The sequence below is a fragment of the Rhodoferax sp. LB1P47 genome (assembly GCF_056521445.1).
In genome coordinates this window covers 16,256-30,670 of sequence record NZ_JBWMAU010000022.1, presented here as the reverse complement: position 1 = coordinate 30,670, position 14,415 = coordinate 16,256, and the positions used below count along the sequence as shown (strand labels likewise).

Here is a 14,415-nt window from a genome sequence, read left to right as displayed (position 1 = left end):
GCGCACCTACCATGCATGCACACCACAACCACCCGGAGACCTTGCATGACCAACCCCTACGCCTTGCGCGGTGATGCCGATGCGGCAGACACCACACCCTGGTTCAGCCCCAGCATCGACCGCAAGCTGCTCAAGCAACTGATGCAGCGCAACGACCGCCACAGCCTATGGAACTACGGTCTGTGGCTGGCGCTGCTGCTGGCCAGCGGCACGGCAGGGGTGCTGACCTGGGGCACGTGGTGGTGCCTGTCTGCGTTTGCGGTGTACGGCATCTTGTACGCGTCTGCCGACCACCGGGCGCACGAGCTGTCGCACGGCACGCCTTTCAAGACGCGCTGGCTCAACGAGGCGTTCTACCAACTCGCAGGCTTCATGACGCTGCACGAGGGGCACTACTGGCGCTGGAGCCACACCCGCCACCACACCCACACCCTGATGGTGGGGCGCGATGCCGAAATCACCGTGCACCAGCCGGTGCGCCTGGGCGGCCTGCTGCTGGACCTGTTCTTCCTCAAGTCTGGCGCGATGCAGATCGCCAACATCGTGCGCCATGCCTGCGGCCAGATCACGCCGGATGGCCTGCATTTCATCCCCGAGGCCGAGCGGCCCAAGGTGATCCGTGCATCCCGCGTGTATGTCGCCATCTTCCTGGCGCTGCTGGCCGCCTGCGTGCTGATGCATAGCGTGTTGCCCCTGGTACTGGTGGTGGCCCCGCGCTTTTATGGCGGCGCGCTGGCGCAGATATTCAACCTGACCCAGCACACCGGGCTGGAGGAGAACGTGCACGACCACCGCGAAAGCACCCGCAGCTTCCACACCAACCCGGTGTTTCGCTTTCTGTACGCCAACATGAACTACCACCTGGAGCACCACACCTTCCCCATGGTGCCCTACCACGCACTGCCCCAGTTGCACGCCGCCATCCGCAGCCAATGCCCCGCACCCCACACCAGCCTGTGGTCGGCCTGGCGCGAGATCCTGCCCGCCCTGCTGCGCCAGCGCCGGGCTGCTGTGGCCGTGGCATCTGCTTGATCACCCCAGGAAACACCCATGACCCACTGGACCACCGTTTGCGCTTTGGACGACATCGACGACGAAGACGTGATGCGTTTTGACCACAACCACCACACCTACGCCGTGTACCGCTACAACGACAAGGTCTACGCCACCGACGGCCTGTGCACCCACGAAAAAGTGCACTTGGCCGACGGCCTGGTGATGGAGCACGTGGTGGAGTGCCCCAAGCACAACGGCCGCTTCGACATCCGCGACGGGCGGGCGCTGGGGGCCCCGGTGTGCGTGAATTTGAAGACGTATCCGGCCAAGATCGAATGCGGGCAGGTACTGGTGCAGCTAGGCTAAGTGCTATTAAATAAAGAGCTGCTAGCGCAGGTGGTACCTGCACTAGCAGCTCTTTTTATTCGCAGATTTAAATTTTTTGCCACTCTTCCCGCAGCCAGTGGGCGCAGGCGATGTTGTTGTCCCAGATCGAATAGCGCCCGCCGCCGCCATAGTCTGCAAACGGGATGAATTCGCAGCTGATGCGCTGCGGCGTGCTGGCCGGTTGGGCGTGCATGGCCGCCAGCAGCTCGCGCACGGCCTGCTTCCAGGGCTCCAGCTTGTGCGCATCCCAGTCGCTGTGGAACGTGCCCGCCGGGGGCTGGATGAACGGGTACTGGATGGCGCGGCCGGGCTGGCCGGGTTGGCGCTCCATGGCTTTGTTGTGCGGCACGCCGGGCGCCACGCTGCGGGTGTGGGCGTGGGCCACCCAGCCCTCGGCCAGCCATTGGCGGTAGAAGGCGGGCAGGATGTTCCGGCTGTCCGCATCGGTCAGGCCGCTCAGAGCCAGCTCGTGAGGGTGGTCCATCTTGAAGACCAGGTGCGAATGGTCCAGCGTGATGCGCAGCGGGGCGTGGCGGCGCGCCAGCAGCTCGGCCACGCGCTCCACACGGGCAAACTCTTCGCTCCACATGTCCACGTGCACTTCCAGGCTGGGCAGGCAGCCGACCGGTGCGCCGTGGTCCATGGCATCCAGAAAGAAGTCGGCCACCTGCTGGTCGGTGATGGCCGCGCCATTGGCCCGCCGGGCGAACAGTTGCATGTTGAATACCTTGGCCCCCAGTTGGCCGCCTGTGGCCACGCACCAGCGCATGCGTGCCTCATCCCGCCCGGCGCAGAAGATGCCGCCGAACACGCCAATCGGCACGCCGTATTCCTGCACCAGATCGAAGTAGGGCGCAAAGTCTTCGGCGGGGTTGTGGTTTTTTTCGATGTAGTCAAACGCACCGCTGTCACGTATCCAGGCAAAGCGGGTTGCAGCATCGGGTGTGGGCAGGCCGTCGTGGTGCAGCACACCGTCCATGTTGATGCCGATGGGCAAATTAGCGGTCATGGCTTGAGCAGGCTCTTGAGTTTGGTGGCGGGATCGCTGAGAACGTCGGCGCTGGCGGTGGTGCGTCTTTCCACCAGGGTGCGGGCCAGTTTCAGTTCTTTGGCGACGCGGCTGGTTTGGCCCCAGCCACAGGCGCCGACCAGGCGGTTGGCTGCGTCCAGGTAGAAGATGACCATGCCACCATCCTCGTCTAGCGTGCGGGTGGCGCAGCTGGCGGCCAGGGCGGGCTCGCCCATCACCTGCAACTGGTGGTCGTACTGGTCGGACCAGAACCAGGGCAGGGTGGTGTACGCGGCCAACGCACCGTTAATGCCGCCCAGCATGTTCTGCGCGGCAATGGCGGCCTGGGTTTCGGCGTTGTGCCAGGTTTCTTGCCGCACCAGCTGGCCCGACAGCACGCTGGGAAATTCGGCCACATCTCCCGCCGAAAAAATGCCCGCTGCGCTGGTTTGCAGTTGCGCGTTGACCTGCACGCCGCGCCCCACGGCCAGCCCGGCGGCCTGGGGCAGGGCCAGGTCGGGCACGATGCCAATACCGGCCAGCACGGTGTCGGCCTCCACACTGCTGCCGTCGGCCAGGTCCATGCGCAGCCCGGTGGCGGTGCGGTTAATGCTCTGCGGGCTGGCCCCCAGCAGCACGCGCACGCCTTGGGCGCGGTGCAGGGCCAGCGCGCGCTCGGCCACTGGCTCGGGCACGGCGCGGCCCATCAGGCGCGGTGCGCCCTCGACCACCGTGACCTCGCAGCCCAGCGTGCGGGCGGACGCGGCCACCTCCAGCCCGATGAAGCCGCCGCCCACCACCAGCAGGCGTTGGCCCGGGGTCAGGCGCGGGGCCAGCGCGGCTGCATCGCCCAGGTTGCGCAGGGTAAACACTTCGGGCAGGTCACCGCCGGGTATGGTCAGCGTGCGCACCTGGCCGCCGGTGGCCAGCAGCAGCGACTGGTAGGCCAGGGTCTGGCCGTTGGACAGGGTGATGCGGCGGGCCGTTGCGTCGATGGCTGTCACCCGCGTGACATGGCGGGTAATGCGTGCATTCAGCAGGTCGGCATCGGCGAGCAGGGTGCAGGCGGCGGCGCTGGTGTCGCCGGTGAGCAGGCCTTTGGACAGGGGCGGGCGCTCGTACGGGGGGTGCGGCTCGTCGCCCACCAGGTGGATGCCGCCTTGCCAGCCCGCGCTGCGCAGCGCCATGGCAGCACGGCCACCGCAATGGCCTGCGCCGACGATAACCATAGGGGCGTGGGACGTACTATCGGGGGTTTGCATGGGGGGTTACCGCGTGAAAATAGAAAATAATTATACGAACGCACGCCCAAAAATAACAGAAAATTTCTATTTAAAATTAATAATGAAAATATTTTTACACGAAGGCGTTTATGGCCGTTGACAAGGTCCAGCAGCTCAGCGTTGACCAGCTGATCAAGCGCATCACCGGCGAATACGAGGCCCTGAGCAAGCAGCTCAAGGTAATCGCCCGCCACGTGGAGCTCAACCGTCACCACATCGGGCTGGACGGCATCCAGCAGGTGGCCTCGCAGTGCGGGGTGCAGCCCTCGGCGGTGGTGCGGTTTGCCAAGCACTTCGGGTTTACGGGTTTTTCGGAAATGCAGGCCATCTTCCGCGAGGGCCTGTCGCGCCAGCTGGCCCCGGCACGCAACTACAAAACCCGCATCCGCGATGTGATCGAGTCCGGCGCGGGCAGCCTGTCTAGTGTGGAGATCGCCCACGAATTTATGGCCGGCAGCATTGCCGGTATGCAAGAGCTGCAAAGCAGCCTGCACGGCCCCACCTTCAAGAAAGCCGTAGACCTTCTGGCCGCTGCCGACAGCATCTGGATTGCCGCGTCCCGCCGCTCGTTTCCGGTAGCGGTGTACCTGGATTACGCCTTGCAGCACACCGACAAACGCATCGGCCTGGTGTCGGCGCTGGGCAGCATGCACCTGGGCCAAATGCGCTCGGTGCGCAAAGACGACGTGATGCTGGTGATCTCGTTCGCCCCCTACGCCGACGAGACGATTGCCGTGGCCAAAATGGCGGTAGAGCGCGGTGCCCGCCTGATCGCCATTACCGACAGTCGCATGAGTCCGCTGGCCAAGCTGGCCCAGGTGGCGCTGGTGGTGCAAGACAACTCGACCTTCGGCTTTAGATCGCTGAACAGCACGATGGGGCTGGCGCAAAGTTTGTTCATTGCGCTGGCCTACATGCTGGAGCTGCCGTACCAGACGACCACGCCAAACAGCACGGTGGCGTAGCTGGTATTTATAAAAAAAAGGGCTCTGGCGCATATTGCATATGCGCTAGTAGCTATTAATTTAATAGCTTTAAATCCTGCCGTCAATTACAAATCGGCAACGATCTTGTGCAGATAGGCCAGCGCAATCCGGGGTGTGGCGTTCAGTAATTCGGCGATGGCGTCTACATCGTCGGGCAGCGCGGGGTTGTCCCAGCCGTGCATGGTGTGGCGGGCCACGCGCACGGCCAGCACCACATTGAGCACATTGGCCTGGTCGGCATTGCGGGTATCGCTGATGCGGACCAGCAAGGCGGGCAGGTGCCAGTGCCGCATGAGCTCTTGGGCCAGGTCGTCCAGCTCGATGTTCAGCACTGTTTGCTGGACCGCTGCGCTGCGCAGCGTGGGGTCGGCGCGCTGTGCCGCCTGGATCGACAGTGCCAGCTCCGGGGCATGGCACCACAGCAGCATCTCGGCAAAATCATGCAGAAAAGCGGCGTGCAGGATCACGTCTACATCCATATCGGCGCGGTGTACGGCAAAGCCCAGCGCAAACAGCCGGGCGCGTTCGGCCCGCAGGAACAGTTCGCGCAGAGCTTCCAAGGCCAGTGGTTGGCTGGCCAGGTGGTCCTCCAGCGTGGGCTGCGGGCCAAAGTGGCGAAAGAACGGGGCAATCCCCAGCATCACCAGTGCACCGGTGATGGTTTCGGTTTTGCTGGAGTCGGTGGGGCGGCGTTTGCTGGCCACCAGGGCCATGACCTTGATGGACATCAGGGGGTCGTTTTGGATAATTTTGGCCAGCATGGCGGCATCCACGTCGTCTTCGATGCCGCGCAAGGTTTCCAGGGCCCGGGCGGTTTGTGCCAGCACGGGAATCTCAGTCGCCACGCAGTAACGCGTCCAGGCGGGCAGGTCGGCGAGCGGCAGGGTGAGGGGCGAGGGCGGGAAGGTGGGCATGGTTGCCAATGTACTGCACGTGTCCACAATCCGCCAATGCTTGGGGTTAAATCGGCCTTTAGTGCAGGGTCTACCTGCGGTGGCTGCTATCAAATAAGTTTCAGTTTGCGGCATTCCCCCGGTATCGCCCAGTGGCGTACTTGGGGCTTGCAGGGGCGTTCGCGGAACGCGAAAGAGACTATATTGAGATACCTTTAGTACGCTGAATCGCAAGCCCCGCCAGCAGGCCATTAACGAAGAATTAACCGAGAAGACTCCCATGAAATTTGAACAACTGGTTGCATCCGATACCTTGATTCCGTCCCTGCCGGTGACGGTGGCGCTCATCTTTGGCGAGTTCCAAAAGCCCGAACCAAATATCCGCGAGATCACCGCGCTGGTGTCGGGCGAAATGGGGCTCACGGTGCGCGTGCTGCGGCTGCTCAACTCGGCCCGCTTCGGCAGTGGTGGCCGCATCGGCACGATGGAGGCGGCCATTCCGCTGCTGGGCCTGAAGGCCACCAAGCAGTTGGTCAGCGCGGCGGCGGTGGGCGGGGCGTTTCGGGTGGTGCCCGGTGTCGATATGCCCGAGTTTTGGCGACACAGCCTGGACGTGGCCAAAATTGCCCAGTCGCTGGCGGATTCGATGCGGCAAGACAAAGGCCTGGCGTTTACTGCCGGGTTGCTGCACGGAGTGGGCGATTTGGTGATGAAGATGGCCATGCCCGACCAGCCCTGCATGCAGGCTAACTTCTCATCGGACAGCAATCGCCATGCCAACCAGGTGGCGGACTTGGGTTATTCGTATGCCGATGTGGGGGCTGCGTTTGCTGCTAAATGGCGCTTTCCACAGGAAATTGTGGATGCCATACAGCACCATTCAAACCCGGAGGAGGATGTCGAGGCCGATACCCTCGCCGGTATTTTGTACCTGGCATCCTGGGGCGGGCGCGCGCACGAGCTGGACCTGGATGTCCCCAGCATGGTGGCGGAATACCCGCACCGGGTGGCCGATGCGATTGGCTGCAGCGAGGGCGCAGAGCGTCTGTGCACGCAAAACCCTATCGAGTGGACCGGTCCTGAAGAGGCTGGTGACTTCGCTTAGACGATAGCTTCGCTGCGTTAGTGCGCCTAATGCACGCCCAGACTGGTTCGTTTGGGCGTGCATTTTTTCGTCGACTGTTTAAAAAATACGATGATTGGGGCGGCGGTAGCGGGGCTAATGCGCATGAAGGGCGCGCGCTTCATCCTTCTTTAGGAGAAGAATTCGCGGTACAGGGTATTCCCCGGTCTACTTCTCTGCGTTTATTTGTAATATTAATGAAGGTCAGCGGCTTAGACCCGGTGATCTGCACCTTGCCATCCACCCACAACCCCCTCCAAGGGGTGTGGCGGCATAGGCACTATTCCAAAGAGACGAAAGAACACCATGCATTTTGCGCAACGTAAAACCACCTCGGCTGCGGCCGCTTTGGCTTTGGCCTCAATGGGTCTGATGACCGCCGCCACGGTATCGGCCAAGGAAGTGACCATCTGGGCCTGGGACCCCAACTTCAACATCGCCATCATGAAAGATGCCGCCGCCCGCTACACCGCCAAGCACCCCGACGCCACCTTCAAAATCGTCGATATGAGCAAGGCCGACCTGGAGCAAAAGCTGCAAACCACGCTGGCCTCGGGGGTCACCAAGTCGCTGCCCGACATCGTGCTGGTAGAAGACTACAACGCACAAAAATACCTGCGCTCGTTCCCCGGCTCGTTCGAGCCCCTGTCGGGCAAGGTCAACTACGCCGGGTTTGCCAAGTACAAGGTGGACCTGATGACGGTGGACGGCAAAACCTACGGCCTGCCCTTTGACTCGGGCGTCACCGGCATGTACTACCGCAAGGACTTGCTGGCCAAGGCTGGCTTTACCGAGAAAGACATGGAGAACATCACCTGGGACCGCTACATCGAGATCGGTAGCAAGGTGATGGCCGTTACCGGCAAAAAGATGCTGGGCATCGACCCCAATGACAACGGCCTGATCCGCGTAATGATGCAGTCCGCCGGGCGCTGGTACTTCGACAAAGACGGCAAGCTTGACATCAAGGGCAACCCCGCCCTCAAGGCCGCTATGGAAGTGCAGGCCAAGCTGTTCAAGTCCGGCATCGTCAAGCCGGTATCCAACTGGGCCGAGTACGTGGGTGCGGTGAACAAGGGCGACGTGGCCAGCATCACCACCGGCGTGTGGATCACCGGCGCGGTCAAGTCCGAAAAGAGCCAGTCCGGCCTGTGGGCCGTGGCCCCCACGCCCAAGCTGAACGTGGCGGGTGCCACCCATGCGTCCAATCTGGGCGGCTCCAGCTGGTACGTGTTGGCGGGCGGCAAAGAAAAGGCCATGGCGGCCGAATTCTTGAATGAAGTGTTTGCCAAAGACGTGGACTTCTACCAAAGCATCCTGACCTCGCGCGGCGCGGTGGGCACGCTGATGGCCTCCCGCGCGGGCAAGGCCTATAGCGAGGCCGACCCGTTCTTCGGCGGTGCCCAGGTGTGGCTGCGCTTTAGCGACTGGCTGGAAAAAGTGCCCAGCGTTAACTACGGCATGTTCACCTACGAAGGCGATGCCGCTGTGTCGGCCCAACTGCCCGCCCTGGCCAATGGCGTGCCGGTAGACCAGCTCTTGGACAAGATCCAGCAGCAACTCGCCGCGCAAGTGAAGTAACCCGGCGAGGTGCATAGGGGGCGGCCATCGGGTCGCCCTCGTCGCTTTTGTCTACAGGAGTTTTTATGCGGCAAGCAAACAGGCACCGCTTCTTTGATATCAATGGGTGGGCGTTTGTGTCGGCGGCGCTGCTGCTGATCGCCACCTTCATGGTCTACCCGATTGGCAAATCGCTGTGGATGTCGCTGCACGCGGGGCAGGGCAGCATGGTGCGGTTTATCGGGCTGGGCAATGTGGAGCGGCTGCTGGGCGACCCGATGTTTCTGCGGGCGCTGACCAATACCTTCATTTTTCTCATCGTGCAGGTGCCCATCATGATCGTGCTGGCGCTGGTGATGGCCTCATGCCTGAACATGCCGAATCTGCGCTTTCGGGGGCTGCTGCGCACCGCTGTGTTCTTGCCCTGCGTGACCTCGCTGGTGGCGTACTCGGTGCTGTTCAAGAGCATGTTTTCTTACGACGGTCTGGTCAACGCCACGCTGTTGCAGGTGGGCATCATCGACCAGCCCGTGCCCTGGTTGACCGACCCGTTCTGGGCCCGGGTGGTGGTGATTGCCGCCATCACCTGGCGCTGGACCGGCTACAACATGATCTTCTACCTAGCGGCCATGCAAAACGTAGACAAGTCCATCTACGAGGCCGCCCGCATCGACGGCATATCGGCCACGCGGCGGTTTTTGTCCATCACCATTCCGGTGCTGAAACCGGTGATCTTGTTCACCACCGTCACCTCCACCATTGGCACGCTGCAAATGTTTGACGAGGCCATGAACATCACCAACGGCGGCCCGGCCGACAGCACGCTCACCCTGTCGCTCTACATCTACAACCTGTCGTTCAAATTTGTTCCCAACTTTGGCTACGCGGCCACGGTGTCGTATGTGATTGTGGTGCTGGTGGCGATATTGGCGTTCTTCCAGTTTTATGTGGCGCGGGAAAAAGAGTAACAGGAGTCATGCATATGTCCTTTGAAAAAATCCGCATGGCCTGCATTTACCTGTTTTTATGGTCGATGGCATTTTTGTCGATATTTCCATTTGTGTGGATGCTGATTAGCGCCACCAACGAGAGTAATGACATTACCAAGGGTAAATTAACTTTTGGTACAGCTATATTTGAAAATTACCAAAAATTCGCCGCGCTGTTCGATGTAGGGCAGATATTCTGGAATTCCGCCAAAATCGCCGTGCTGGGTTCGGTGTTGACGTTATTGGTATCGTCCCTGGCCGGTTATGGGTTCGAGGTTTTTAAATCACCCACCCGCGAGCGGTTTTACCAGGGCATTTTGGTGTCGATGATGGTGCCCTTTGCCACGCTGATGATTCCGCTGTTCATTTTGCTGGCCTCGTTCGACCTGCTGGACACCCACATGGCGGTGATTCTGCCCACCATCGCCTCGGCCTACATGGTGTTTTACTTTCGGCAAAACACCAAGGCGTTTCCCCCAGAGCTGCGCGATGCGGCGCGGGTCGATGGCCTGAAGGAGTGGCAGATATTCTTGTTTGTGTATGTACCAGTGATGCGCTCCACCTATGCCGCCGCTTTTATTATTGTGTTTATGGCCACCTGGAATAGTTTCTTGTGGCCGCTGATTGTGTTGCAGTCGAGCGAGCTGAAAACTATTACCCTGGTTTTGTCTTCATTAGGTTCTTCGTATACGCCCGATTTTGGTGTGATCATGGTTGCCACGATTATGGCGACCTTGCCCACACTGGCGGTTTTCTTTGCCATGCAACGCCAGTTTGTTGAAGGCATGCTGGGTTCAGTTAAATAAGGTTTAAAAATGCGTTCGGTTCAAAAAATAAATGACGGTTGGATTTTCCATGTAGATTTTTCGCAGGATTTGATCGCGAATGCCACGGCCGGCGAAACCGTGCGCCTGCCGCACAACGCGGTCGATCTGGAGATGAATTATTTTGACGAAAAAAGCTTTCAGAAAGAGTTTGCCTACCAGCTCAATCTGCCTTGGCAGCCCGCCTTCCAGGGCCAGGAAGTGGCCTTGGTGTTCGACGGCGCTATGGCCAACACGGTGGTCTGGGTCAACGGCCAGCAGGTCGCGCAGCATGCCGACGGCTACACGCCTTTTGAGGCGCGGCTGACCGGGCTGCTGCAAGAGGGCGAGAACCTCGTCACCGTCAAGATCGACGGCAGCGAAAACCCCGACATCCCGCCCTTCGGCGGCCAGATCGACTACCTGACCTACGCCGGCATCTACCGCGACGTGTGGCTCAAGGTGACCGACGCGGTGTCGATTGCCCGCATCAAGATTGAGACCGCCTTGGAGCTCAGTGATGCCAAATCGGTCACGGTAATAGCCACCCTGGCCAACCCACGCGGCGTGGCGCTGGTCGGCACGGCGCGGGCCGAACTGTGCGCGCTGGACGGCACGGTTCTGCACCAGCAGACGGTGGACTTTGCGGGCGACACGCTGCGCGTGGCGTTCAGTGGTCTGGCCGGTCTGGCGCTGTGGGAACTCGACTCGCCCCAGCTCTACCGCGTGGCCCTGCACATTGACACCCAAGACGGCCAAGACACGCTGGAGGCCCGCTTCGGCTTTCGTACCGCGCGTTTTGCGACAGACGGTTTCCGCCTGAACGGCCAGCTGCTGAAAATTTGCGGCCTGAACCGCCACCAGTCCTACCCTTACGTGGGCTACGCGATGGGCCGCCGGGCGCAAGCGCTGGATGCCGACATCCTCAAAAACGAGCTGCACTGCAACTTGGCGCGCACCTCGCACTACCCGCAGTCGCCGTATTTTCTGGACCGCTGCGACGAAATCGGACTGCTGGTGTTTGAAGAGATTCCCGGCTGGCAGCACATTGGCGGTGCGGTCTGGCAAGACGAGTCGGTCGAGAACGTGCGCCGCATGGTGCAGCGCGACTGGAACCACCCCAGCATCATCCTGTGGGGCGTGCGCATCAACGAATCCCGCGACGACCACGACTTTTTTGCCCGCACCAACGCCATGGCCCGCGCCCTGGACACCACCCGCCAAACCGGCGGCGTGCGCTGTATTGAAGACAGCGAGCTGCTGGAAGACGTGTACACCATGAACGACTTCTTCCACATTGCCCCAGACGACTGGCTGCCCGGCCGCACGCCCGCGCCGCTGCGCCAGACCCGCGACGTGACCGGCCTGGCCCATGACGTGCCGTATCTGGTGACCGAGTTCAACGGCCACATGTACCCCACCAAGCGCATCGACCCCGAAGACCGCCAGGCCGAGCACGCCACCCGCCACCTGGAGGTGCTAAACGCCGCCTACGCCAACCCGCAGATTGCCGGGGCCATCGGCTGGTGCATGTTCGACTACAACACCCACAAAGACTTCGGCGCGGGCGACCGCATCTGCCACCACGGCGTGATGGACATCTTTCGTGCGCCCAAGTTTGCCGCCGCCGTCTACGCCAGCCAGTGCCCGCCGCAACAGCAGGTGGTGCTGGAGCCCGTAACCTACTGGGCGCGTGGCGAAAAAGACCGCTGCGAGGTGCTGCCCCTGCTGGTGCTGACCAACTGCGACTACCTCGAATTTCAATTCGGCAACTTCCCCGTGAAGCGCGCCGAGCCCGACCGCGCCAAGTACCCGCACCTGCCGTATGCCCCCGTCACCATCGACAGCCGCCAGGTGGACATGGCCGAGGTGGGGGCCTGGGGCATGCAGTGGCTGGACTGCACCCTCACCGGCTTTGTGGATGGCCAGGCCGTGGCCAGTGTCACGCTCAGTGGCAACCCCTTGCCCACCACGCTGGAAGTGGTGGCCGACAGCACCACGTTGCTGGCGGGCGAAAAAGATGCGGTGCGCTTTATCGTGCGCGCCCTCGACCAGTGTGGCCGCGTGCTGCCCTTTTTAGACGACGTGGTGGCGGTGGAAGTGACCGGTGGTGCCAAGCTGCTAGGGCCGGAACTCATCCTGTTCAAAGGCGGTGTGGCGGGCTTCTGGGTGGAGAGCACCGGGGCGCACGCCGATACCCAGGTGGTGGTGTCCACCCGGCGGTTGGGCCGCCAGGTTTTGATGCTCACAGCGGCGTAAGGAGCGAGAAATGGCCGACGTCAAACTCACCCAAATCACCAAATCCTTCGGCAACACCGACGTGATCCGGGGCGTGGACCTGGAGATCAACAAGGGCGAATTCGTCGTCTTCGTCGGCCCGTCCGGCTGCGGCAAATCCACCCTGCTGCGCATGGTGGCGGGCCTGGAAGACATCACCAGTGGCGACCTGGAGATTGGCGGCCTGCGCGTCAACGACGTAGACCCGTCCAAGCGCGGCATCGCCATGGTGTTCCAGTCGTATGCGCTGTACCCGCACATGACGGTGCGCGACAACATGGGCTTTGCCCTGCGCTTTGCCGGAGCCTCTAAAAACGAGGTTGCCGCCAAGGTGGATGCGGCCGCCAAGATTCTGGGCCTGGAGCCGTTGATGGACCGCAAGCCCAAAGCCTTGTCCGGCGGCCAGCGCCAGCGGGTGGCGATTGGCCGCGCCATCGTGCGCGACCCCCAGGTGTTTTTGTTCGACGAGCCCCTGTCCAACCTGGATGCCGAGCTGCGCGTGCACATGCGCATCGAAATCGCCCGGCTGCACCGCGAACTGGGCTCCACCATCATCTACGTCACCCACGACCAGGTCGAAGCCATGACCCTGGCCGACAAAATCGTGGTGCTGCGCGCAGGCCAGGTCGAGCAGGTGGGCGCGCCGCTAGAGGTGTACGACAACCCGGCCAACACCTTCGTGGCGGGCTTTATCGGCTCGCCGAAGATGAACTTTCTGGACGGTGTGGTGCGCGGTGCCGATGGCGCGCTCTGCCACATTGAGTTGCCAGGCTTCGGTGGCATGGTGGTGTCCATCCCGTTCACCGGTGCGGTGCCCGCCACTGGTGCCGAGGTCACGGTAGGCGTACGCCCCGAGCATTTCCGCGAGGACGGCGATGGCCACCTACAGCTCACTATCGACATGCTGGAGCACCTGGGCGGCGAAACCTTTGCCTACGCCCGCGCGGCATCCGGCAGCCTGCTGGTCATCAAAACCGAGCACGGCCGGGGCCTGCGCATGGGCCAGGCCTTCGATGCCCGGTTCCAGACCCGGCTGGCGCTGCTGTTTGACCGCAAGACCGGCGCACGCATCTACTGACTGACTCCCTCCCCTCCCGGGGGAGGGTTGGGGTGGGGGTCGAACCTCGATTTATATAAAAACAGCCATCAGCGCATATTCCATATGCGCAAGCAGCTATAAAAAGCATAGTAAACACTTGGGCCCATGTCGCGCCACAGCCATAAGCCGTCGCACCTGTGGGCGTGCTCCCGGCTGACCTGGGCCAGACTGGTGCATTAAGCACACCACCCACCATGTCCACCGCCTACTTCTACCTCTTCATTGCCATCGTCGCCGAAGTGGTGGCCACCAGCTTCCTCAAAAGCTCCGACAGCTTCACCCGCCTGTGGCCCAGTGTGGTGACGGTGTTGGGCTACGCCACCGCGTTTTTTTTCCTGTCGCTGACCCTGCGCACCATCCCCACCGGCGTGGCCTACGCCATCTGGGCGGGTACCGGCGTGGTGCTGATCTCTCTGGTGGGCTGGTGGTGGTTCGGCCAAAGCCTAGACCTGCCCGCCATCGCCGGCATGGGGCTGATCATCGCCGGGGTAGTGGTGGTCAACGTGTTCTCCAAAACAGCGGGGCATTGAGCCTTAGCGCCGTTTTTTGTGGACTTTGACCACGCGCGGCGCCAAAACGCCCAAAGCCGCCCGCGCCAGCGCATCCGCCTCCCCGTTACGGTGCCCCGGTATCCACACCAGTCGCGCATCGGCAAACGATGCCAGCAAGGCCCGCGCCTCGTCGAACAAGTCTGCTAATCGGGCAATGGGTTTGGCGGTACTGCTGCTGACTTGCTCCACCACCACGCTGTTGTCGCAGTGCACCCGCAAACCATCCGCCCCCTGCATTTGCAGTGCCTGCAAAGCCGCAATCAGCGCCCGCACTTCTGCCTCGTTGTTGCAGCCGGTGCCTGGCGCTGCCTGCGACAGCGTGTGGTGCCTGCCGTCGGGCGCGGTCCACACGGCACCCAGGCCCATGCGGCCCGGGTTGGGAATGGCGCTGCCGTCGCAGTGGATGAGCCAGATGTCCATGTGCCATTCCTTTTGGGCAGAATTTTGCCTTAGGCAGAC

The 14,415-nt window shown here is 62.0% G+C and carries 13 protein-coding genes and 1 pseudogene; 10 read left to right on the top strand and 4 right to left on the bottom strand.

Going from position 1 to position 14,415, the window contains the following annotated elements:
- Positions 1–45: 45 nt before the first annotated feature.
- A complete protein-coding gene (locus AC0969_RS18010; protein ID WP_479625534.1) occupies positions 46–1,032 on the top strand; it encodes a fatty acid desaturase in 987 nt (328 codons plus the stop codon).
- Between the two features lie 18 nt (positions 1,033–1,050).
- The gene (locus tag AC0969_RS18005; RefSeq protein WP_479625533.1) at positions 1,051–1,362 is read left to right on the top strand and encodes a MocE family 2Fe-2S type ferredoxin; all 312 of its coding nucleotides are present in this window, start codon (positions 1,051–1,053) and stop codon (positions 1,360–1,362) included.
- Between the two features lie 67 nt (positions 1,363–1,429).
- Here AC0969_RS18005 and AC0969_RS18000 read toward each other — a convergent pair whose 3' ends face one another.
- Together AC0969_RS18000 and AC0969_RS17995 are read right to left on the bottom strand one after the other, a co-directional pair.
- Positions 1,430–2,392 (bottom strand): xylose isomerase, encoded by a 963-nt coding sequence (locus AC0969_RS18000; protein ID WP_479625532.1) that lies wholly within the window; start codon positions 2,390–2,392, stop codon positions 1,430–1,432.
- The gene (locus AC0969_RS17995) at positions 2,389–3,654 is read right to left on the bottom strand and encodes an NAD(P)/FAD-dependent oxidoreductase (RefSeq protein WP_479625531.1); all 1,266 of its coding nucleotides are present in this window, start codon (positions 3,652–3,654) and stop codon (positions 2,389–2,391) included. The genes AC0969_RS18000 and AC0969_RS17995 overlap by 4 nt, the downstream gene beginning before the upstream one ends.
- A 110-nt stretch (positions 3,655–3,764) precedes the next feature.
- Between AC0969_RS17995 and AC0969_RS17990 the strand changes: the two are divergent.
- Positions 3,765–4,699, top strand: a pseudogene (locus AC0969_RS17990) (MurR/RpiR family transcriptional regulator).
- Positions 4,700–4,726: 27 nt separating this feature from the next.
- Here AC0969_RS17990 and AC0969_RS17985 read toward each other — a convergent pair.
- Positions 4,727–5,575, bottom strand: a complete 849-nt coding sequence (locus AC0969_RS17985) for an HDOD domain-containing protein (RefSeq protein ID WP_479625530.1) — start codon at positions 5,573–5,575, stop codon at positions 4,727–4,729.
- Positions 5,576–5,834: 259 nt separating this feature from the next.
- Here AC0969_RS17985 and AC0969_RS17980 point away from each other — a divergent pair, with 259 nt between their 5' ends.
- From AC0969_RS17980 to AC0969_RS17950, 7 genes are all read left to right on the top strand, one after another.
- Positions 5,835–6,659, top strand: coding sequence for an HDOD domain-containing protein (locus AC0969_RS17980; RefSeq protein WP_479625529.1), 825 nt, complete (start codon positions 5,835–5,837; stop codon positions 6,657–6,659).
- Between the two features lie 324 nt (positions 6,660–6,983).
- Entirely contained in the window at positions 6,984–8,258 is a 1,275-nt protein-coding gene (locus tag AC0969_RS17975; RefSeq protein ID WP_479625528.1) for an ABC transporter substrate-binding protein, read from the top strand.
- A gap of 65 nt (positions 8,259–8,323) precedes the next feature.
- Positions 8,324–9,205 carry a carbohydrate ABC transporter permease gene (locus AC0969_RS17970; RefSeq protein ID WP_479625527.1) on the top strand — a complete coding sequence of 294 codons (882 nt, stop codon included), beginning with the start codon at positions 8,324–8,326 and terminating at the stop codon, positions 9,203–9,205.
- A gap of 14 nt (positions 9,206–9,219) precedes the next feature.
- The gene (locus tag AC0969_RS17965) at positions 9,220–10,032 is read left to right on the top strand and encodes a carbohydrate ABC transporter permease (RefSeq protein ID WP_479625526.1); all 813 of its coding nucleotides are present in this window, start codon (positions 9,220–9,222) and stop codon (positions 10,030–10,032) included.
- 9 nt (positions 10,033–10,041) lie between these two features.
- Positions 10,042–12,288: a glycoside hydrolase family 2 protein gene (locus tag AC0969_RS17960; protein WP_479625525.1), complete on the top strand. Its 2,247-nt coding sequence runs from the start codon at positions 10,042–10,044 to the stop codon at positions 12,286–12,288.
- A 10-nt stretch (positions 12,289–12,298) separates the two neighbouring features.
- On the top strand, positions 12,299–13,384 hold the full coding sequence (locus tag AC0969_RS17955; protein ID WP_479625524.1) for an ABC transporter ATP-binding protein: 1,086 nt from the start codon (positions 12,299–12,301) through the stop codon (positions 13,382–13,384).
- Positions 13,385–13,599: 215 nt separating this feature from the next.
- Complete coding sequence (locus tag AC0969_RS17950) at positions 13,600–13,935, top strand: SMR family transporter (RefSeq protein ID WP_479625523.1); 336 nt, start codon at positions 13,600–13,602, stop codon at positions 13,933–13,935.
- A gap of 3 nt (positions 13,936–13,938) precedes the next feature.
- On the opposite strand, the gene AC0969_RS17945 is transcribed toward AC0969_RS17950, so the two are convergent.
- A complete protein-coding gene (locus AC0969_RS17945) occupies positions 13,939–14,376 on the bottom strand; it encodes a ribonuclease HI family protein (protein ID WP_479625522.1) in 438 nt (145 codons plus the stop codon).
- Between the last annotated feature and the right edge of the window lie 39 nt (positions 14,377–14,415).

What these genes read in the sequence shown, in the direction of transcription:
- AC0969_RS17995 (WP_479625531.1), bottom strand. Translation starts at nt 3,654, where the DNA reads ATGCAAACCCCCGATAGTACGTCCCACGCCCCTATGGTTATCGTCGGC.
- AC0969_RS17960 (WP_479625525.1), top strand. Translation starts at nt 10,042, where the DNA reads ATGCGTTCGGTTCAAAAAATAAATGACGGTTGGATTTTCCATGTAGAT.
- AC0969_RS17965 (WP_479625526.1), top strand. Translation starts at nt 9,220, where the DNA reads ATGTCCTTTGAAAAAATCCGCATGGCCTGCATTTACCTGTTTTTATGG.
- AC0969_RS17945 (WP_479625522.1), bottom strand. Translation starts at nt 14,376, where the DNA reads ATGGACATCTGGCTCATCCACTGCGACGGCAGCGCCATTCCCAACCCG.
- AC0969_RS17985 (WP_479625530.1), bottom strand. Translation starts at nt 5,575, where the DNA reads ATGCCCACCTTCCCGCCCTCGCCCCTCACCCTGCCGCTCGCCGACCTG.
- AC0969_RS18010 (WP_479625534.1), top strand. Translation starts at nt 46, where the DNA reads ATGACCAACCCCTACGCCTTGCGCGGTGATGCCGATGCGGCAGACACC.
- AC0969_RS17980 (WP_479625529.1), top strand. Translation starts at nt 5,835, where the DNA reads ATGAAATTTGAACAACTGGTTGCATCCGATACCTTGATTCCGTCCCTG.
- AC0969_RS18005 (WP_479625533.1), top strand. Translation starts at nt 1,051, where the DNA reads ATGACCCACTGGACCACCGTTTGCGCTTTGGACGACATCGACGACGAA.
- AC0969_RS18000 (WP_479625532.1), bottom strand. Translation starts at nt 2,392, where the DNA reads ATGACCGCTAATTTGCCCATCGGCATCAACATGGACGGTGTGCTGCAC.
- AC0969_RS17970 (WP_479625527.1), top strand. Translation starts at nt 8,324, where the DNA reads ATGCGGCAAGCAAACAGGCACCGCTTCTTTGATATCAATGGGTGGGCG.
- AC0969_RS17975 (WP_479625528.1), top strand. Translation starts at nt 6,984, where the DNA reads ATGCATTTTGCGCAACGTAAAACCACCTCGGCTGCGGCCGCTTTGGCT.
- AC0969_RS17950 (WP_479625523.1), top strand. Translation starts at nt 13,600, where the DNA reads ATGTCCACCGCCTACTTCTACCTCTTCATTGCCATCGTCGCCGAAGTG.
- AC0969_RS17955 (WP_479625524.1), top strand. Translation starts at nt 12,299, where the DNA reads ATGGCCGACGTCAAACTCACCCAAATCACCAAATCCTTCGGCAACACC.